A 19,077-nucleotide genomic window follows, 5' to 3' on the forward strand; every position below is an offset into this window, starting at 1 on the left:
TCAGCGCCCCAGATAGACTTCGATGACCCGCTCGTTGGACGAGACCTGGTCGATGGTGCCTTCCGCGAGCACGGTACCCTCGTGCAGGCAAGTGACCTTGACGCCGAGCTCGCGCACGAACGTCATGTCGTGTTCGACCACCATCACGGTGTGGGTCTTGTTGATTTGCTTGAGCAGCTCGGCGGTGAGATGCGTCTCGACGTCGGTCATCCCAGCGACGGGCTCGTCAACGAGAAGCAGTTTCGGATCCTGGGCCAGCAGCATTCCGATCTCGAGCCACTGCTTCTGGCCGTGGCTGAGGCTGCCGGCGAGACGGCTGCGGGCATCTGTGAGGCGGATCGTCTCCAGCACCTTGTCGATCTGTTCGGATTCCGCCCGGCTGCCGCGCCAGAACAGCGTGCCCTTGACGCTGTGGTCGACATTGAGCGCGAGCAGCAAATTGTCCTGCACGGTCTGGCTCTCGAACACGGTCGGCTTCTGGAATTTGCGGCCGATACCAAGCTCGGCGATGCGGGTCTCGTCCAGCCGCGTCAGATCGGTGACGCCGTCGAACAGCACGGTGCCTTCGTCGGGCTTCGTCTTGCCGGTGATGATGTCCATCATCGTGGTCTTGCCGGCGCCGTTCGGGCCGATGATGGCGCGCATCTCGCCGGGCTCGAGCGTCAGCGAGAGGTTGTTGATGGCGTGGAAGCCGTCGAACGAGACGTGCACGCCGTCGAGATACAGCATTGCGGAGGTAGCGCGGGTGTCCATGACGTTCATTGCGCCTCCTCCGCCATTTTGGGTTCGGTGACGCCGTCTTCGGCCGCGGCGCTCGCAATGGTCGCGGCGTCGCGCCTTTCCTTCGACGAGTCCCACCAGGCGTTGAAAGTGCCGACGATGCCCTTGGGCAGCAGCAGCGTTACCAGGATGAACATGGCACCCAGCATGAACAGCCAGTAGGGCGCGAGCATGCCGGAGGTGAAGAACGTCTTTGCGTAGTTGACGACGACGGCACCGAGCGCAGCGCCGACCAGCGTACCGCGGCCGCCGACCGCCACCCAGATCACTGCCTCGATCGAATTGCCCGGCGCGAATTCGCTCGGGTTGATGATGCCGACCTGCGGCACATAGAGCGCGCCGGCGACGCCGGCCATGCAGGCCGATACCGTGAACACGAACAGCTTGTAGGATTCGACGCGGTAGCCGAGGAAGCGCGTGCGCGATTCCGCATCGCGCACGGCGATCAGCACCTTGCCGAGCTTGGACGAGACGATGGCGCGGCAGATCAGGAAACCGGCGATCAGCGCCAGGCAGCTCAGCGCGAACAGCGCAGCACGCGTGCCCTCGGCCTGCACGTTGAAGCCCAAAATGTCCTTGAAGTCGGTCATGCCGTTGTTGCCGCCGAAGCCGAAATCATTGCGGAAGAAGGCGAGCAGCAGTGCATAGGTCATCGCCTGCGTGATGATCGACAGATACACGCCCGTGACGCGGGAGCGGAAGGCGAGCCAGCCGAAGCAAAAGGCCAGTAGACCCGGCACGATCAGCACCATCAGCGCGGCAAACCAGAACATGTCGAAGCCGTACCAGTACCAGGGCAGCTTCGAATAGTTCAGGAACACCATGAAGTCCGGCAGGATCGGGTTGCCGTAGACGCCGCGGCTGCCGATCTGCCGCATCAGGTACATGCCCATCGCGTAGCCGCCGAGCGCGAAGAAGGCGCCGTGGCCGAGCGAGAGGATGCCGCAATAGCCCCAGATCAGGTCGATCGAGAGCGCCAGGATGGCGTAGCAGACATATTTGCCCCAGAGCGCGACGAGATAGGTCGGCACTTGCAGGAATGAGCCCGCGGGCAGCAGCAGGTTGGAGAGCGGGATGAGGATGCCGCAGGCCACGACGACGGCAAGGAAGATCGTCGCGCCGCGGTCCAGCGATCGCGTCAGCATGTGAGGGGTCATGCTTCCACCGCACGGCCCTTGAGCGCGAACAGACCGCGCGGCCGCTTTTGAATGAACAGGATGATGAGAACGAGGATGGCGATCTTGCCGAGCACGGCGCCGGCGACCGGCTCCAGGAATTTATTGGCGATGCCGAGCGTGAAGGCGCCGACCAGCGTGCCCCAGAGATTGCCAACGCCGCCGAACACCACGACCATGAAGCTGTCGATGATGTAGCTCTGGCCGAGATTGGGGCTGACATTGTCGATCTGCGACAGCGCCACGCCGGCGATGCCGGCAATGCCCGAGCCGAGGCCGAAGGTGAGCGCATCGACGCGCGAGGTGGCGATGCCCATCGAGGCCGCCATGCGGCGGTTCTGCGTCACCGCGCGCATCTCGAGCCCGAGCGCCGTGTAGCGCAGCATCGCGAGCAGGATCGCGAACACCGCGAGCGTGAAGACCAGGATCCAGAGCCGATTATAGGTGATGGTGATCTGGCCGAGCTCGAACGCACCGCTCATCCAGGAGGGGTTGCCGACCTCGCGGTTGGTCGGACCGAACATGGTGCGCACCGCCTGCTGCAACACGAGCGACAGGCCCCACGTCGCCAGCAGCGTCTCCAGCGGACGGCCATAGAGAAAGCGGATGATGCTGCGCTCGATCACGACGCCGAGCGCACCCGCCACCAGGAAGGCGAGCGGCACCGCGATTAGCAGCGAGTAGTCGAACAGGCCGGGATAGCGCGTGCGGATCACCTCCTGCACCACGAAGGTGGTGTAGGCCCCGATCATCACCATCTCGCCATGGGCCATGTTGATGACGCCCATCACGCCGAACGTGATGGCCAGCCCGATCGCGGCAAGCAGCAGCACCGAACCGAGCGAGAGGCCGTACCAGGCATTCTGCACCATCGACCAGACCGCGAGCGAACTCTGGATCGAGCCGATTGCGCTCGCGGCAGCCTTGGTCACCGAGGCCGGCTGGTCGCCCATGCCGGTGAGCAGCGCCATCGCCTCCTGGTCGCCGCGCGCCTTGATGGTGGCAACAGCTTCGAGCTTCTCCACCTCGGTGGCGTCAGGCTTGAACAACAAGATCGCCGCACGGGCGTCGCCGAGCGCAGCCTTGACGGATCGGTTGGTTTCCTTGGCGAGCGCGCCATCGACGGCTTCGAGCGACGTCTCCTCATGCGACTTGAAGACGGATTGCGCGGCCTGGAGCCGCGCTCCGATGTCCGGTGACTGCAGCGTCAGGCTGCCGATCGCGGCATCGACGCTGCGGCGCAGGCGGTTGTTGAGGCGGACCGCGCTTGCACTGTCGGGTACGCTGGCCACGGCCTGACCAGTCGCGGCATCAATCGACTTGCCGTCCGCGCCGGTGACGTAAACCTTCTTGCTATCGGGATCGGCCATGAGCCGGCCGTCCTGGAGCGCGCTGATGATCGGAAAGGCCAGCGTATTGCCGCTGCTCGCGACGACGCCGATCGCTTCTTCCGTGTCGGAATAATCGTCGTTGGCGAATTTGGCGACCGCATCCTCGAACGGGCCGGCGAAGGCCGGCAGTGCGAACGCGATCAGGAACAACGAGAGCAGGAGCGAACAGACGCGGGCGGACAAATTGGCTGGCACTGTGAAAGACCCCGGCAGAAAAGGGTGGAGAAGGCGGCGGGATCGCCGCCTTCTCCGATCTTGCAATGGAGCGTCAGATCCGGATCAGGAGCCCGAACCGAGACACTTGTTCGTCTTGGTGTTGAAGTTACCGCACTTCTTGCCAACCCAGTCGCCGACCAGGTCCTTGGAGCCGTCGAGTTCCTTCGACCAGGCATCGCCCGCGACAAGACCCGGGGTCTTCCACACCACGTCGAACTGGCCGTTGGCTTTGATTTCGCCAATGAACACCGGCTTGGTGATGTGATGGTTGGGAAGCATCTTGGAGGTGCCGCCGGTGAGGTTCTTGGCTTCGATGCCCGGGAGCGCATCGATCACCTTGTCCGGATCGGTCGACTTCACCTTCTCGACCGCCTTGACCCACATGTCGAAGCCGATCACGTGCGCTTCCATCGGATCGTTGGTCACGCGCTTCGGATTCTTAGTGTAGGTCTGCCACGCCTTGATGAACTTCTCGTTCTCCGGCGACTTGATCGACTGGAAGTAGTTCCAGGCGGCGAGATGGCCGAGCAGCGGCTTGGTGTCGATGCCGGCGAGTTCTTCCTCACCCACCGAGAACGCGACGACCGGGATGTCCTTCGCCTTGATGCCCTGGTTGCCGAGCTCCTTGTAGAAGGGAACGTTGGCGTCGCCGTTGATGGTCGAGACCACCGCGGTCTTCTTGCCGGCCGAGCCGAACTTCTTGATGTCGGCCACGATCGTCTGCCAGTCGGAATGACCGAACGGCGTGTAGTTGATCATGATGTCTTCCTGGGCGACACCCTTGGACTTCAAATAGGCTTCCAGGATCTTGTTGGTGGTGCGCGGATAGACGTAGTCGGTGCCCGCGAGCACCCAGCGCTTCACCTTCTCGTCCTTCATCAGATAGTCGACGGCGGGGATCGCCTGCTGGTTCGGCGCGGCACCGGTGTAGAACACGTTGCGCTCGCTCTCCTCGCCCTCGTACTGCACGGGGTAGAACAGGATGCTGTTCAGCTCCTTGAAGACCGGGAGCACCGACTTGCGCGACACCGAGGTCCAGCAGCCGAACACGACCGAGACCTTGTCCTTGGTGATCAGCTCGCGCGCCTTCTCGGCGAACAGCGGCCAATTCGAAGCGGGATCGACCACGACGGCTTCGAGCTTCTTGCCGTTGACGCCGCCCTTCTTGTTCTGCTCGTCGATCAGGAACAGGATGGTGTCCTTCAGCGTAGTTTCGCTGATGGCCATGGTGCCGGAGAGGGAATGAAGCACGCCGACCTTGATGGTGTCGTCCGCGGCTTTCGCACCAGAAATGGAAGCCAGACCAAGCATCAGTCCGGCGGTCGCGGCGAGAACGCCACGGCGGCTAAATGGCGCCGCCGCTATATCGTGAGTGGATTTGCTTTGCATGAGTGTCTCATCTCCCTGACGCAGACGTGAAAAACGCTGCGAAACGGCCCCAACGGCCGCCTGCGATTAACGGATTCGCAAGAACCGTGCCATGGATTAGACACCTATTAACGCGTTGATTTCGCTTAAAAAATTGAGATAAAAAGAAGGGCCGCCATGGCCAGTCCGCCTAAACATTGAGCAATTCAAATGTATGCGAATGCGGCAGGCAGGTTAATTTCTAAGCAAATTTCTCGCCCTGGCTAAATTTCCGGCATAACTATTTCTGCACCGCGATCGCCGTTTGTGTGGGGTGTGCCTTGAAAGCGCCGCCTCAATGTTCCATATGGAAGCCGAGGCCTCCTGCGAACCAGGAGACCGTTGCGAGCCGCGTGTTCTTAAGCCCTTGCGGGCGTCTGGCTTGCCCCATCCCATCAAGCCATCCGACACCCCAAACACGCAGGTGTCCCTCTCGACACCCTTTTGCGCGCGCCGCGCTGAATGCGCCGGGCGCCCGCTTTTGACATGGAAAGAACCCATCTTTTGACTTCGTTTCAGGATTTCGGCCTCGCCGAACCCATCGCGCGTGCTCTCACCGAAGAGAACTACGTCACCCCCACCCCCATCCAGGCCCAGACGATTCCGACCGCGCTGACCGGCCGCGACGTCGTCGGCATCGCCCAGACCGGAACCGGCAAGACTGCGTCCTTCGCGCTGCCGATCCTGCACCGCCTGCTTGAGAATCGCATCAAGCCGCAGCCGAAGACGGCCCGCGTCCTGGTGCTGTCGCCGACCCGCGAACTGTCCGGCCAGATCCTCGACAGTTTCAACGCCTATGGCCGCCACATCCGCTTGTCCTCGACGCTCGCCATCGGCGGCGTGCCGATGGGTCGTCAGGTCCGCTCGCTGATGCAGGGCGTCGAGGTGCTGGTCGCCACCCCCGGCCGTTTGCTCGACCTCGTGCAGAGCAACGGACTGAAGCTTGGAAGCATCGAGTTCCTCGTGCTCGACGAGGCCGACCGCATGCTCGACATGGGCTTCATCAACGACATCCGGAAAATCGTCGCCAAGCTGCCGATCAAGCGGCAAACGCTGTTCTTCTCGGCCACCATGCCGAAGGATATCGCCGAGCTGGCCGACGCCATGCTGCGCGACCCCGCCCGCGTCGCGGTGACCCCGGTCTCCTCGACCGTGGAGCGCATCCAGCAGCGCATCATCCAGGTCGACTTCTCCGCGAAGCCGGCGTTCCTCGCCCAGCTGTTGAAACAGGAGCAGGTCAACCGCGCACTGGTTTTCACCCGCACCAAGCACGGCGCGGATAAGGTGGTGAAGACGCTCGAGAAGGCCGGCATTCCCGCCAGCGCCATCCATGGCAACAAGTCGCAGAACCACCGCGAACGGACACTCGCGCTGTTCCGCACCGGCGAGATCCGCACGCTCGTCGCCACCGATATCGCCGCCCGCGGCATCGATGTCGACGGCATCACCCACGTCATCAATTTCGACCTGCCCAACGTGCCGGAGACCTATGTGCATCGCATCGGCCGCACCGCGCGCGCGGGTGCCGAGGGCACCGCGATCTCGCTGGTCGCAGGCGGCGAGGAGCTCAGCTATCTCCGCGACATCGAGCGGCTGATCAAGGTGGCGCTGCCGCGTGAGGATCGCCGCACCGACGCCGGCCGCCGCGATGCGGGCCCTCCCCCGCAGCAGCAACGACAGGGTCGGCCGGGCCGCCCGGGCCAGCGTCCGCAAGGCGCAAGGCATGGTGAGGGACGCCACGGTGACGGTCGCCGTGCCGACGAAAGGCATGCGGACGGGCGACACCACAGTGCCGCCAAGCAGGGCGACGGAAGGCCCGGCGAGGGACGGCATGGCGACGCCAGGCGTGCTGACGCACGGCCCGGGAGTGGCCCGAAGGCTTCGAAGGCTCCTCGTCGCGACCACGCCGGCGGCAAGGCGCATTCTTCGCCAAACGGCCGTCCGGAACAGCGTTCCGCGCATAGCGCCGGGGCGTCTGATGGGATACAAGGCGTTGCCTTTTTGCGCCGCGAGAGTCGGCCGAACGGCCAACCGAACCGCAAACCCCATTCGCACTAGCCGTCCACGACCTGGAGAAATTCATGGCTAAGGAAGAGCTGATCCAGTTCGAAGGACTGGTCACCGAAATCCTCCCCGACGCGCGCTACCGCGTGCAACTCGACGCCGGACACGAGATCGTCGCCTACACCGCCGGCAAGATGAAGAAGAACCGCATCAAGACTCTGGCGGGCGACCGCGTGACGGTGGAGATGTCGCCCTATGACCTCGAAAAGGGCCGGCTGATTTTCCGCCACAAGGACGAACGTCCGAGCGGGATGGGCGGACCTCCGCGTCCCGGACAGCGCGGCGGCCAGTTCCGCCGACGCTAGTCGGGGCCCAGCGCGCGAGCGCGGACCTGAAATTCCGACCTGTATGCTGATCCGCCGTGACCATCACGGCGGATCAAAAAATCGTGCACGTCAGCATTGTTTTGGGGCTCTGTTTCCAATAAAATGAATTAATCGATTTTCGGCCGGACGACATTAGCATCCACCGGTACAGCCGGTTCAGACACGCTGACGACCCTTCCAAAAATTCGATCTAACCTGTCCGCGCAAGCGGGCTCTGACATTGTGTTATCTGAGAAGGGACTACCCCCATGAGCATGGGAACCGTGAAGTGGTTTAACGCGACCAAAGGCTTCGGCTTCATCCAGCCCGACGATGGCGGCCAGGACGTGTTCGTCCACATCAGCGCTGTGGAGCGTGCAGGCCTCGGCACGCTGCGCGAAGGTCAGAAGATCTCCTACGAGATCGTGGCCGACCGCCGTTCCGGCAAGTCGGCAGCGGACAATCTCCGCTCCGCCGGTTGAGCCTACCGCTTACGGGCCCCGATCGGCTCGAGCGAACAAATCAAGGAAAGGGCCGGGCGCGACGCCCGGCCTTTTTTCAATCAGGATCTGCTCTCGTATTTCAGCACGGCGACACTACACCGGTGTAAGGAACGCAGGTGACCTGGCGCGGCCGCGTGTAGGAGACATCGCTCAGCGTGATGCCCGACTTCAGGACGAACTTGACAGAAGGTGTGTAGACGTAGCTCGCCTGGCTGAAAATGAGGTAGGTCGACGGGATCAAGAGCGTCGGCGGAATCATCGAGGTGACCGTGGTACCCTGAGCCAGAGCCGGGGGCGGAGCCGTCAGCGTGGCCTGCGTCGCACCGTTCGCAATGGTGGCGGACTTGCTCCATTGAATCTTGGCGACACTGCTTGAATCGATTTTGATCTGAACCACCGTGCCGTTCACAAGCGTAGCGTCGTAAGGCATGATCATCGATATGCTTGCCGTGAACGTGTCCTGCATGTCGCTATTGTCGACCGACGTTGACTGCGACGTCAAATCGGACAGAGTCCGTGCAATCATTGTGACTTTGCGATTGATCGCCACGGCCGACGAAAATTCGACGGTGCCGAAGAACATCACCAGCATCAGCGGCACGATGACCGCGAACTCGGTCGCCGCGATCGCACGCCTGTCGGCGACGAAGTCGCGCACGGAGCTACGGGCATTCCTCCAGATATTCGCAATCGCCTGCATCGGTGCGCTCGGATCCATCTGTCTCAAAAGGGTTCATTCTTGAAGGCCGCGGTCGCCACCAGCAGCCGCTTGTTGCTGCAGCCCATGTTGAAGCCAAGGCCAGTGACGAAGAGCGGCCACTGATAGAACAGCCGCACCACGACGACCTGGCCGCCGCTCCCGGCAACGTACTGCACGCCGGTCGGGTTGAAGCTGCAGGAATTGCCATAGTTGGTGAGGCTTAGCGCGCCGAAGGAATTTGTACTCACGACGTCGACATAGAGTTTGGTGCAATCAAACAGCGCCGGGATCTGGCTGCAGACGTAAGCCTTGAACGTCGTTTGCGTGCAGGGTTTGCTCACGCCGGACACCGCGCAGGCCGCCAGCGAGCCGGATTGCGCCTGCGCCTGCCCGGTCAGCAACGCGCGCGCAGAATTCTGCGAGACACTCTCGAGCACCTGGCTCGCCAAGAACATCAGCGCCGTCTCGATGACGGCGAACAGCAGTGCGAAGAACATCGGTGCGACCAGCGCGAACTCGACGGCTGCGGAGCCGCGGCGGCTGCCGCGAAACCGGCGCAGCGTGGCGAGGAGCGTAAACCTCGTAGGTGCAGGCGAAGGCATCAAATTCCTCAGCGGCAGCAGCAATGATCTGCCATGTTCAGTAGCGGAAACTGATTGTTTAAGTGTTTCAGGCGATCCGCACGGGGCGGCCCGGGCCGTTAAGGGCCGGTTAACCGCGAAAGACCCAGGGCATGGAGACGAGGACACGGAGACGAGGACACGGAGAGAGAAACTCGCGCGCGAGCGTCGGGCGGGGACGATCCTTGCCCCGGCAAATCCGTCAGTCAAACTCGCTGGTTGGTTTTACTTAGTTGGCCTTATTTAGTTGGCCTTGGCGCCCGCACCGGCACTGCCGCTGGCCGAGCCGCTTAACGAACCGGCCTGGCTCATCGCGCTGTTGAAGTAGGTGTCGCTGTCGCCGAGCGTCACGCGGCGCTGGCAAAGCGGCGCGCAGCTGTAGGACTCCCGGTCGATCCCGCGATAGACGGTCACGAGCCGATCGCTCGGACCTTCGACCTGGATCTGGCGGTCGACCAGGATCTCGCCGCCCCGGTCGAGCGCGATGAAATTGGTGGCGCCATAGCCCTTTCCGGTGACGACGATCATGCCGCCGGGCTGGAGCGTGACGTCGGCGATCAGGGGATTGCCGACCACGATGGTTGCCACCTTGCCAGGCAGCCGCACCAGCTTGGCCTGGTCGACATTGACGGCGATGGTATCGGCGGACTCGGCAACGACGGTAGCCGGCGACGCCAGCACCGCGGCCGCAACCAGAAGACAGACGCGCGCATGACGGCGCAGAAGTTGTTTACGCATACTCTTACCCCCGGGACGTGACAAACCGGCAGAAGCGATCAGATAACAGCCGAGCCGGTGCCCGACCCGGCTAACCTGCCCTCAATTCGTGAACGTTCCGCAAATTCGCCGACTATTGTTTGAACGGACTGGCGTTTCGCGGCCCTTGAGAACCTAGCGACGGAACGGATAGGCAAGCTGCCCTCCGATTTCCTTCGGCATGGTGGCTTCATCCTTGCCGTAATCCTGCGGCAGTTGCCCCTCGGGCATGCGGAAAGTGCCGAACAGCACGTCCCAGATCGGGAACGTGCCGGCAAAATTGGTGTCGCCGCCCTCTGCGAGCGAGGTGTGGTGCCAGCGGTGGAACACCGGCGTCGCCAGCACATATTTGAGCGGCCCGAAGGTCCAGTTCAGGTTGGCGTGCACGAAGGCCGAATGGAAGGTCGTGAACGGGGCGAGCCAGACCATGGCGTTCGGCGAAATGCCGGCCATCAGCAGCACGACATCGACCGCGATCGTACCGAGCACGAGATTGACGGGATGGAAGCGGGCCGCAGAAATCCAGCTGATCTCCTCCGAGGAGTGATGGATCGCGTGGTACTTCCAGAACCCTCCGCCGTGAAACAGCCGGTGCAGCCAGTACAGCATGAAATCGGACAGCACCAGGAACAGCACGGCCTGAACCCAGAGCGGCAATAGCGACAGCGGGCCGTGGCCATTGTCGTAGAAGGCGATGAGCCCGTCGGCATCATGGATGTTGAAGACGAAGCTCGCGCCGACGATCAGAAGGCTGATCCGCATGACGCGCGCGAACACCGGAACGACAAACCAGTAGCAGATGTCCGTGACGATCTCCCGCTTACGCCACCAGGGCACACCGGGATTGCAGGCCCAGACATGCTCGAGCACGGTGAAGACCACCGCGAGCGCGAAGGTCGTGGGGATCACCTTCGCGATGGTCTCGCCGAGCATCAGGGCGATTTCCATGGGCAGGCTCGACATTGTCGCCTCTCTTGCGAATTGCAGGTCCCGCCTACGCGTACTCCCCCAAATTTAAGGGACGGTGAAGCCGGTGCTGCGCTTGCTGCACATCCGGAACCGGAATGAATCGCAGCTCGCACCTTAAGGCGAAATTCACTCTGGCCAGCGGCAGGCGGGTTTGCCCGATCGAATTAACTCTCCCGAAAGAGCTCGGATCTCATGGTTATTGCGTCAAGCACAACGCCGAACGAGGCGATCCCACCCCAGATGGAGTTTTGTTCATGAAGAACCTGATTGCGCGTTTCGCGAAAGATGAATCCGGCGCCACCGCCATCGAATACGGTCTGATCGCCGCCGGCATCGCGCTGGCCATCATCACCGTCGTCAACAATCTCGGCACCACGCTGAACGCCAAGTTCACCTCGATCAGCACCTCGCTGAAGTAAGCGATCGACGAACGACTGCAAAAGCCCCGGACTTCCGGGGCCTTTGTTTTTCAGACGGCGAGTTCCAGTGGCGTTGAGCAAGTACAGAACCGATGCCGCGGTCGCGGCCAACGTGGCGGAGGCGGCGCAGACCGGCTCGCCGGCTTACTGGGTCTGCCTTGCCCTGCTGCTTGCGACGGTCGCGCTCGCCGCACGCATCGCCCTCCTCTGGTGAGCACGCTTTCGGCGGGTTTCGCTCCTCGAGACCGCCGCCGTTTTCGGTTTGTTTAGCACTGCCGGCTACAATCTGGCGACGCCAGCTCCGCGGCAAACCCAGGCCTCAAGACGCAGCCCATGATCCTCGACCTTGCGCGCCTTCTGCTCTTCCCTGCCCTGATGGCGTTTGCCGCCGCGAGCGATCTCTTCACGATGACGATCTCTAACCGCGTATCGCTGGCGCTGGTCGCTGGCTTTTTCGCGCTCGCTCTCGCCGGTGGCATGGCACCTTACGAGATGCTGAGCCATGTCGGCGCCGGCGCGCTTGTCCTGGTCGTGGCCTTCACCTGTTTTGCGATGGGCTGGGTCGGCGGCGGCGATGCCAAGGTCGCGGCCTCGGTCGCACTCTGGTTCGGGTTCGCGCAGCTGATGAATTTCGTGCTCTACGCCTCGCTGTTCGGCGGGGCGCTGACGCTACTCCTGCTCCAGTTCCGGCAGTGGCCGCTGCCATACGGGCTCGCGGGCCAAGCCTGGCTCGCGCGGCTGCACGCCAAGGAGAGCGGCATTCCCTACGGCATCGCGCTCGCACTGAGCGCGCTGATGGTCTACCCGGAGACCGAGTGGGTGAAGGCGATCGACCTCGCTCACCTCGCATTGCGCTGAACGCATCGGGTAACCCGGCGTTAAGGCGATTTAGATACGCCTCATTAACCATGCTTTGACGAATAGCTGGTCAACTGCCGATTACGGCGGCGTCAGCGTCGCAGCGTTTGTTGGAAAGTGAAGCGTATGAATAGGGCACGCATTGTCGTCCTGACGGTCGCCATCTGCGCCGGCGGTGTCGCCGCGTATCTGGCGAGCGGCTCGGACAATTCTGCACCGCCTCCGGCTCCGGTCGCGCAGCTTCCCACCGTCGACGTCCTGGTTGCGAAGAACGACATCGGCCTCGGCCAGACCGTCAAGCCGGAAGACGTGCAATGGCAGACATGGCCATCCGCGACCGCCAGCGCCACCTTCATCCGCCGCAACGAGCGCCCCGAGGGGGTAACCCAGGTCACCGGCTCGATCGCACGATCCCCGTTCATCCAGGGTGAGCCGATCCGCGACCAGAAGCTGGTCAAGGCCGAAGGCTCCGGCTTCATGGCGGCAATCCTGCCCACCGGCATGCGGGCGATTTCGACAGAGATCTCGCCCGAGACCGGCGCAGGCGGCTTCATCCTGCCCAACGACCGCGTCGACGTGCTTCTGACGCGCCGTCTCAAGAACCCTGACCAGACCAGCGGCGCTCCTGATGTGATCACGACCGAGATCATCCTGGCCAATATCCGCGTCCTGGCCATCGACCAGGCGCCGAAGGAGAAGGACGGGCAGAACGCGGTGGTCGGCAAGACCGTCACCCTCGAGCTCAATCCTGCGCAGACCGCGACGCTCTCCTCCGCACGCCAGAGCGGCACGCTCTCGCTGGCGCTGCGCAGCATCGTCGACGTCAAGCTGAGCGAGATCACGCTCGACGATTCCGCGCAGAAGCGCGAGGGCGTTTCGATCATTCGGTACGGTATCCCAAGCTCGACGGCGAAGGCACGATGAGGACTGTCGATATGAAATGCAGGGCGAAGTTGGCGACGATGCGAACCCCTGTGGTCCGCGCCCTGTCGTTTTCGGCCGCCGTCGCGCTCGCGCTCAACCCGGTGCTGACGCCAGCGGTCGCCGCCGACTATCGCCCTGTGGCGCAGGCTGCGGCCGACGGCCAGATGAACGCGCGATTTCTCTCGCTCGGCGTCGGCAAGTCGATCGTGATCGACCTTCCGCGCGACATCAAGGACGTGCTTGTCGCCGATCCCAAGATCGCCAATGCGGTCGTCCGCTCGGCGCAGCGCGCCTACATCATCGGCGCCTCGATCGGCCAGACCAACATCGTGTTCTTTGATTCCGCCGGCCAGCAGATTGCGGCCTATGACATCGCGGTCAAGCGCGACCTCAACGGCGTGCGGGCCGCACTGAAGCAGGTCCTGCCGAATTCAGACATCCAGATCGACGGCCTGGGGGACGGCATCATCCTGACCGGTTCGGCCGCGAATCCAGTCGAAGCCCAGCAGGCCAACGACCTCGCTGCGCGCCTCGCCGGCGGCCCCGAGAAGGTCGTGAACTCGATCGTGGTCCGCGGCCGCGACCAGGTCATGCTCAAGGTGACCGTCGCCGAAGTGCAGCGCAGCATCATCAAGCAGCTCGGAATCGACCTCACCGCCAACCTCAGCTACGGCACCTCGGTCGTCAGCTTCAGCAACTCCAATCCGTTCACGGCTCTCGGCCACAACCTCGTCGACGGCAACAACCTGACCACCAAGTTCGGCGGGGCCCCGTCGGTGCAGGCCACGCTGCGTGCGATGGAGACTGCGGGCGTGATCCGAACGCTGGCCGAACCGAACCTGACCGCGATCTCCGGTGAATCGGCAACGTTCATCGCCGGCGGTGAATTTCCGGTGCCTGCGGGCTATGCGTGCGACCCCACCACGCACGTTTGTACCACCCAGATCAGCTTCAAGAAGTTCGGCATCTCGCTCAACTTCACCCCCGTCGTTCTCACCGAGGGCAAAATCAGCCTGCGGGTGATGACCGAGGTGTCCGAGCTCTCGAACGAAAACGCGATCACGCTGTCCCAGGCCGTGACCTCGACCTCGGTCAACTCGCTCACCGTGCCCTCGATCAAGACCCGCCGCGCAGAAACCTCGCTGGAAATTCCCTCCGGCGGCGCGATGGCGATGGCCGGCCTGATCCAACAGCAGACCAAGCAAGCGGTCAGCGGACTGCCGGGTCTGATGCAGCTCCCGGTCCTCGGCACGCTGTTCCGCAGCCGCGACTTCGTCAACAACGCGACCGAGCTGGTCGTGATCGTGACGCCCTACATCGTTCGCGCAGTTGCGCAAAAGGATCTGTCGCGGCCGGATGATGGCTTCTCCGCGCCTGCGGATCCGCAGGCCGAGCTGCTCGGCAACATCAACCGCATCTACGGCGTGCCCGGCCGGACCGAACCGGCCAAGAACTATCGCGGCACCTACGGCTTCATCACCGACTGAGGCGGAACGGGGACTTCATGACGATCACTAGACCACCCCAGATTCGCAGACGCGCCATCCACCTCGGCGGTGCGCTCGTCGGCATGGCGCTCGCCCTTGGCGGCTGCCAGCATGACGAAGCGGTCACGGCCTCCATTCCGGACGACTACAAGCAGCGCCATCCGATCGCGATCGAGGAGCAGAATCGCTCCATCGTCGTCTTCGTCGGCCATGCCCGCGGCGGCTTGACCGCCGCCCAGCGCGCCGACGTGATGGGCGTCGCGTCGGCTTGGATGCACGAAGGCACCGGCGCGATCCGGATCGACGTGCCGTCCGGCACGCCCAACGCGCGTCCAGTCGCGGACACGATGCGCGAAATCCAGGCAATGCTGTCGGCGGCGGGCGTTCCGCCGCGCGGCGTCCTCGCCCGCTCTTACCAGCCGGAAGACAGGCGCTTCCTGCCGCCGATCCGGCTCACCTATTCCAAGATCGCCGCGGTCGCGGGTCCCTGCGGCCTGTGGCCGGAAGACATCGGACCTTCGATGAAGAACAAACGCTGGTTCGAGAACAAGGACTATTACAATTACGGCTGCGCCTATCAGCGCAACCTCGCGGCGATGGTCGACAATCCTTCGGATCTCGAGCAGCCGCGGCCTGAAACGCCGTCCTACACGGCGCGACGCACCGCCGCGTTCGAGAAATATCGCAAGGGAATGCCGACGGCGGTCGCCTATCCTGAGGCCGACAAGGCCAAACTCAGCGACACCGGCAGATGATCAGCTACGCTCGCCAGCCCCAAGAAGAGCAGTCCGAGGCATCGCTCCCGCCGGTCGAGGAGCATATTGCGCCTGCGCCGCGCGTTTCCGTCCAGGCTTTCTGCGAGACCGTGGAAACGGCGGCCGCCGTGCAGTCGGCCGGCGAAGACCGCCGTCTCGGCAAGGCCCATCTGAAGATCCAAATGGGCGGTATGGCGGCTGCGGTCGAAGCCTATCGCTCGGCACCCACGCCGAACGTGATCGTGCTCGAAAGCGACGGCCGCAACGACCTCCTGGGCGGCCTCGACCATCTCGCGACCGTCTGCGACGCCGGCACCCGCGTGGTCGTGATCGGCCGCATCAACGACGTCATGCTCTACCGCGAGTTGGTCCGCCGCGGCGTCAGCGATTACGTGCTTGCGCCGGTCGGCGCGATCGACGTCGTGCGCTCGATCTGCAACCTGTTCTCGGCGCCGGAAGCCAAGGCCGTCGGCCGCATCATCGCCGTGGTCGGCGCCAAGGGCGGCGTCGGCGCGTCAACCATCTCCCACAACGTCGCCTGGGCGATCGCCCGCGATCTCGCGATGGACGCGGTCGTCGCCGACCTCGACCTCGCCTTCGGCACTGCCGGGCTCGACTATAACCAGGATCCGCCGCAGGGTATTGCCGACGCCGTGTTCTCGCCCGATCGCGTCGATACCGCCTTCATCGACCGCCTGCTGTCGAAATGCACTGACCACCTCAGCCTGCTGGCGGCGCCGGCGACGCTCGACCGGGTCTATGATTTCGGCGTCGACGCCTTCGATGCCGTGTTCGACACGCTGCGCTCCACCATGCCCTGCATCGTGCTCGACGTTCCACACCAATGGTCCGGCTGGACCAAACGCGCGCTGATCGGAGCCGACGACATCCTGATCGTGGCGGCGCCCGACCTCGCCAATTTGCGCAACACCAAGAACCTATTCGATCTCCTGAAGGCCGCGCGCCCAAACGACCGTCCGCCGCTCTACTGCCTGAACCAGGTCGGCGTGCCGAAACGACCCGAAATCGCCGCGGCGGAGTTCGCCAAGGCGATCGAGAGCCAGCCGGTCGTCTCGATCCCGTTCGAGCCGCAGATCTTCGGCTCGGCGGCCAATAACGGCCAGATGATCGCAGAGATCTCGGCCAACCATAAGTCGATCGAGATGTTCCTTCAGATCGCCCAGCGCCTGACCGGCCGAAGCGAAACGAAGAAGCAAAAGTCGTCCCTGCTTTCACCCCTGATTGAGAAGTTGCGGGGAAAATAGGTCGCCGCATGGAGTTCTTAAGTGTTCGGTAAGCGTAGCGGAACAGACACCGACCCTCGGGCCCCAAAGCCCGGTGCCGTGTCGCCAGAGCCTGCCCAGGCTTCGGCGCCGACAGTGTCGCGCGTGCCGCCGCCGCCGGCAGTCTCCTCGCCGCCCCTTGCCCCGGCGAAGCCTGCGCCGACCATGGAAGCCCGCCGCTCGGACAATTATTACGAGGTCAAGGCGACCATCTTCGGCGCGCTGATCGAGGCCATCGACCTCGCCCAGCTCGCCAAACTCGATTCGGAGTCCGCGCGCGAGGAAATCCGGGACATCGTCAACGAGATCATCGCGATCAAGAACATCGTGATGTCGATCGCCGAGCAGGAAGAGCTGCTCGACGACATCTGCAATGACGTCCTCGGCTACGGTCCGCTGGAGCCGCTGTTGTCGCGCGACGACATCGCCGACATCATGGTCAACGGCGCCGACACCGTTTACATCGAGGTCGCCGGCAAGATCCAACGCACCGGTATCCGCTTCCGCGACAATCAGCAGCTCCTCAACATCTGCCAGCGTATCGTCAGCCAGGTCGGCCGGCGCGTCGACGAATCCTCGCCGATCTGCGACGCGCGCCTGGCCGACGGGTCCCGCGTCAACGCCATCGTGCCCCCGCTGTCGATCGACGGCCCCACGCTCACCATCCGCAAATTCAAGAAGGACAAGCTGACGCTCGATCAGCTCGTCAAGTTCGGCGCAATCTCGCCGGAGGGCGCGGAAATCCTACAGATCATCGGCCGCGTCCGCTGCAACGTGCTGATCTCCGGCGGTACGGGCTCGGGCAAAACCACGTTGCTCAACTGCCTGACCAACTACATCGAGCACGACGAGCGCGTCATCACCTGCGAAGACGCCGCCGAACTCCAGCTCCAGCAGCCGCACGTGGTGCGACTGGAGACCCGCCCGCCCAACATCGAGGGCGAGGGCCAGGTCACCATGCGCGAGCTGGTGCGCAACTGCTTGCGTATGCGTCCCGAGCGCATCATCGTCGGCGAAGTCCGCGGACCCGAGGCGTTCGACCTGCTCCAGGCCATGAACACCGGCCATGACGGCTCGATGGGCACGCTGCACGCCAACAATCCGCGCGAGGCGCTATCGCGCTGCGAATCCATGATCACGATGGGCGGCTTCTCCCTGCCTTCACGCACCATCCGCGAGATGATCTGCGCCTCGATCGACGTCATCGTCCAGGCCGCGCGCCTGCGCGACGGTTCGCGCCGCATCACCCACATCACCGAAGTGATGGGCATGGAAGGCGACACCATCATCACCCAGGACGTCTTCCTCTACGACATGGTCGGCGAGGACGCCAACGGCAAGATCATCGGCCGGCACCGGTCTACCGGAATCGGCCGCCCGAAGTTCTGGGAACGCGCCCGCTATTACGGCGAAGAGAAGCGCCTTGCCGCGGCGCTCGATGCCGCGGAAGTGGCGCCCACGACGTGAGCAGGTCAGCGCAGCCATGAACATGCAAGTCCTTGCCCTCGCCTTCCTTGCCACCGCCGCTGTCGGCGGCCTCGCCTGGGTCTTCCTTTATCCGATGCTGTCCGGGGAACGGAAGGCCGAGAGCCGCCGCGCCTCGATCTCGCGCGCCGAGGCGCCCACGGCCCGCGCGGCCGAGAAGACGCAGCGCTCGCGCCGCGAGCAGGTCGAGACCTCGCTCAAGGATCTCGAGGCGCGGCGCCAGCAGGAGAAGAGCGTACCGCTCAGTGTTCGCCTGTCGCAGGCCGGCCTCGACTGGGCGCCGCAGAAATTCTGGATCGTGTCCGCCGTCGTGGCGGGCGTGCTGTTCGCAGTCGCCTTGTTCATTGGGGGCGGCCTGCTCGGTGCCGCCGGCCTCGCTTTTGCCGGCGGCTTCGGTCTGCCCCGCTGGGCGCTGAGCTTCCTGAAGAAGCGCCGCGAAGCCAAATTCCTGAAGGCGCTGCCCGACGCAGTCGACGTCATCGTCCGCGGCATCAAGGCGGGCCTGCCGCTGTTCGAATCAATCAAGGTCGTCGCCGCCGACGCGCCGGAGCCGCTGCGCTCCGAGTTTCTGTCCATCATCGAAACGCAGGCGATCGGCATGCCGCTCGGCGAGGCCTGCACGCGACTCTATGATCGCATGCCGCTGCCGGAGGCAAATTTCTTCGGCATCGTCATCTCGATCCAGCAGAAATCGGGCGGCAATCTCTCCGAAGCACTCGGTAACCTCTCCAGGGTGCTGCGCGACCGCAAGAAGATGAAGGAGAAGATCCAGGCGATGTCGATGGAAGCCAAGGCCTCGGCCGGCATCATCGGCTCGCTGCCGCCGATCGTGATGTTCCTCGTCTACCTCACGACGCCGGGATACATCTCGATTCTTTGGACTCATCCCACCGGCCAGCTCATGCTGGTCGGCTGCGTCGTCTGGATGTCGATTGGCATCATGGTGATGAAGAAGATGATCAATTTCGACTTCTGATGGT

20 protein-coding genes are annotated in these 19,077 nt (G+C 63.6%); 12 read left to right on the plus strand and 8 right to left on the minus strand.

Going from position 1 to position 19,077, the window contains the following annotated elements; genetic code table 11:
• The 4 genes from urtD to urtA form a co-directional block, all read right to left on the minus strand.
• Nucleotides 1-762 (minus strand): urea ABC transporter ATP-binding protein UrtD, encoded by a 762-nt coding sequence (urtD, locus tag ABIB66_RS27235; RefSeq protein ID WP_275172278.1) that lies wholly within the window; start codon nt 760-762, stop codon nt 1-3.
• Nucleotides 759-1,937 carry an urea ABC transporter permease subunit UrtC gene (gene urtC / locus ABIB66_RS27240; protein WP_354209483.1) on the minus strand — a complete coding sequence of 393 codons (1,179 nt, stop codon included), beginning with the start codon at nt 1,935-1,937 and terminating at the stop codon, nt 759-761. The genes urtD and urtC overlap by 4 nt, the downstream gene beginning before the upstream one ends.
• Nucleotides 1,934-3,541: an urea ABC transporter permease subunit UrtB gene (gene urtB, locus ABIB66_RS27245; protein WP_354209484.1), complete on the minus strand. Its 1,608-nt coding sequence runs from the start codon at nt 3,539-3,541 to the stop codon at nt 1,934-1,936. Before urtB ends, urtC begins: the two co-directional genes overlap by 4 nt.
• Before the next feature lie 84 nt (nt 3,542-3,625).
• Complete coding sequence (gene urtA / locus ABIB66_RS27250) at nt 3,626-4,951, minus strand: urea ABC transporter substrate-binding protein (RefSeq protein ID WP_354209485.1); 1,326 nt, start codon at nt 4,949-4,951, stop codon at nt 3,626-3,628.
• Between the two features lie 480 nt (nt 4,952-5,431).
• On the opposite strand from urtA, the gene ABIB66_RS27255 reads away from it, so the two are divergent.
• From ABIB66_RS27255 to ABIB66_RS27265, 3 genes are all read left to right on the plus strand, one after another.
• Nucleotides 5,432-7,027 carry a DEAD/DEAH box helicase gene (locus ABIB66_RS27255; RefSeq protein ID WP_354209487.1) on the plus strand — a complete coding sequence of 532 codons (1,596 nt, stop codon included), beginning with the start codon at nt 5,432-5,434 and terminating at the stop codon, nt 7,025-7,027.
• Between the two features lie 23 nt (nt 7,028-7,050).
• On the plus strand, nt 7,051-7,338 hold the full coding sequence (gene infA, locus ABIB66_RS27260; RefSeq protein WP_007599789.1) for a translation initiation factor IF-1: 288 nt from the start codon (nt 7,051-7,053) through the stop codon (nt 7,336-7,338).
• 269 nt (nt 7,339-7,607) lie between these two features.
• Entirely contained in the window at nt 7,608-7,820 is a 213-nt protein-coding gene (locus tag ABIB66_RS27265; protein WP_007599788.1) for a cold-shock protein, read from the plus strand.
• 100 nt (nt 7,821-7,920) lie between these two features.
• Here the strand turns inward: ABIB66_RS27265 and ABIB66_RS27270 are convergent, their stop codons facing one another.
• The 4 genes from ABIB66_RS27270 to ABIB66_RS27285 all read right to left on the minus strand — a co-directional run bounded on the left by ABIB66_RS27270 (nt 7,921) and on the right by ABIB66_RS27285 (nt 10,880).
• Nucleotides 7,921-8,541 (minus strand): TadE/TadG family type IV pilus assembly protein, encoded by a 621-nt coding sequence (locus ABIB66_RS27270; RefSeq protein WP_354209488.1) that lies wholly within the window; start codon nt 8,539-8,541, stop codon nt 7,921-7,923.
• Between the two features lie 23 nt (nt 8,542-8,564).
• Complete coding sequence (locus ABIB66_RS27275) at nt 8,565-9,143, minus strand: TadE/TadG family type IV pilus assembly protein (RefSeq protein WP_354209489.1); 579 nt, start codon at nt 9,141-9,143, stop codon at nt 8,565-8,567.
• Nucleotides 9,144-9,404: 261 nt separating this feature from the next.
• Nucleotides 9,405-9,899: a pilus assembly protein N-terminal domain-containing protein gene (locus tag ABIB66_RS27280; protein ID WP_354209490.1), complete on the minus strand. Its 495-nt coding sequence runs from the start codon at nt 9,897-9,899 to the stop codon at nt 9,405-9,407.
• A gap of 153 nt (nt 9,900-10,052) precedes the next feature.
• Nucleotides 10,053-10,880: a sterol desaturase family protein gene (locus tag ABIB66_RS27285; RefSeq protein ID WP_275172285.1), complete on the minus strand. Its 828-nt coding sequence runs from the start codon at nt 10,878-10,880 to the stop codon at nt 10,053-10,055.
• Nucleotides 10,881-11,140: 260 nt separating this feature from the next.
• On the opposite strand from ABIB66_RS27285, the gene ABIB66_RS27290 reads away from it, so the two are divergent.
• The 9 genes from ABIB66_RS27290 (at nt 11,141) to ABIB66_RS27330 (ending at nt 19,073) form a co-directional block, all read left to right on the plus strand.
• Nucleotides 11,141-11,305 carry a Flp family type IVb pilin gene (locus ABIB66_RS27290; protein WP_106941836.1) on the plus strand — a complete coding sequence of 55 codons (165 nt, stop codon included), beginning with the start codon at nt 11,141-11,143 and terminating at the stop codon, nt 11,303-11,305.
• Nucleotides 11,306-11,378: 73 nt separating this feature from the next.
• Complete coding sequence (locus tag ABIB66_RS27295) at nt 11,379-11,519, plus strand: hypothetical protein (RefSeq protein WP_275172371.1); 141 nt, start codon at nt 11,379-11,381, stop codon at nt 11,517-11,519.
• Nucleotides 11,520-11,638: 119 nt separating this feature from the next.
• Nucleotides 11,639-12,163 (plus strand): A24 family peptidase, encoded by a 525-nt coding sequence (locus ABIB66_RS27300; RefSeq protein WP_275172286.1) that lies wholly within the window; start codon nt 11,639-11,641, stop codon nt 12,161-12,163.
• 126 nt (nt 12,164-12,289) lie between these two features.
• A complete protein-coding gene (gene cpaB / locus ABIB66_RS27305; protein ID WP_275172287.1) occupies nt 12,290-13,087 on the plus strand; it encodes a Flp pilus assembly protein CpaB in 798 nt (265 codons plus the stop codon).
• Nucleotides 13,088-13,098: 11 nt separating this feature from the next.
• Nucleotides 13,099-14,574: a type II and III secretion system protein family protein gene (locus ABIB66_RS27310; RefSeq protein ID WP_354209623.1), complete on the plus strand. Its 1,476-nt coding sequence runs from the start codon at nt 13,099-13,101 to the stop codon at nt 14,572-14,574.
• A gap of 17 nt (nt 14,575-14,591) precedes the next feature.
• Nucleotides 14,592-15,329, plus strand: a complete 738-nt coding sequence (locus ABIB66_RS27315) for a CpaD family pilus assembly protein (RefSeq protein ID WP_354209491.1) — start codon at nt 14,592-14,594, stop codon at nt 15,327-15,329.
• Nucleotides 15,326-16,594, plus strand: coding sequence for a CpaE/TadZ family protein (locus tag ABIB66_RS27320; RefSeq protein WP_354209492.1), 1,269 nt, complete (start codon nt 15,326-15,328; stop codon nt 16,592-16,594). Before ABIB66_RS27315 ends, ABIB66_RS27320 begins: the two co-directional genes overlap by 4 nt.
• A 21-nt stretch (nt 16,595-16,615) precedes the next feature.
• Nucleotides 16,616-18,079: a TadA family conjugal transfer-associated ATPase gene (locus ABIB66_RS27325; protein WP_275172290.1), complete on the plus strand. Its 1,464-nt coding sequence runs from the start codon at nt 16,616-16,618 to the stop codon at nt 18,077-18,079.
• 16 nt (nt 18,080-18,095) lie between these two features.
• Complete coding sequence (locus tag ABIB66_RS27330; protein ID WP_354209493.1) at nt 18,096-19,073, plus strand: type II secretion system F family protein; 978 nt, start codon at nt 18,096-18,098, stop codon at nt 19,071-19,073.
• Nucleotides 19,074-19,077 lie beyond the last annotated feature (4 nt).

The sequence above is a fragment of the Bradyrhizobium sp. F1.13.3 genome (assembly GCF_040548265.1).
Taxonomy (GTDB): Bacteria; Pseudomonadota; Alphaproteobacteria; order Rhizobiales; family Xanthobacteraceae; genus Bradyrhizobium.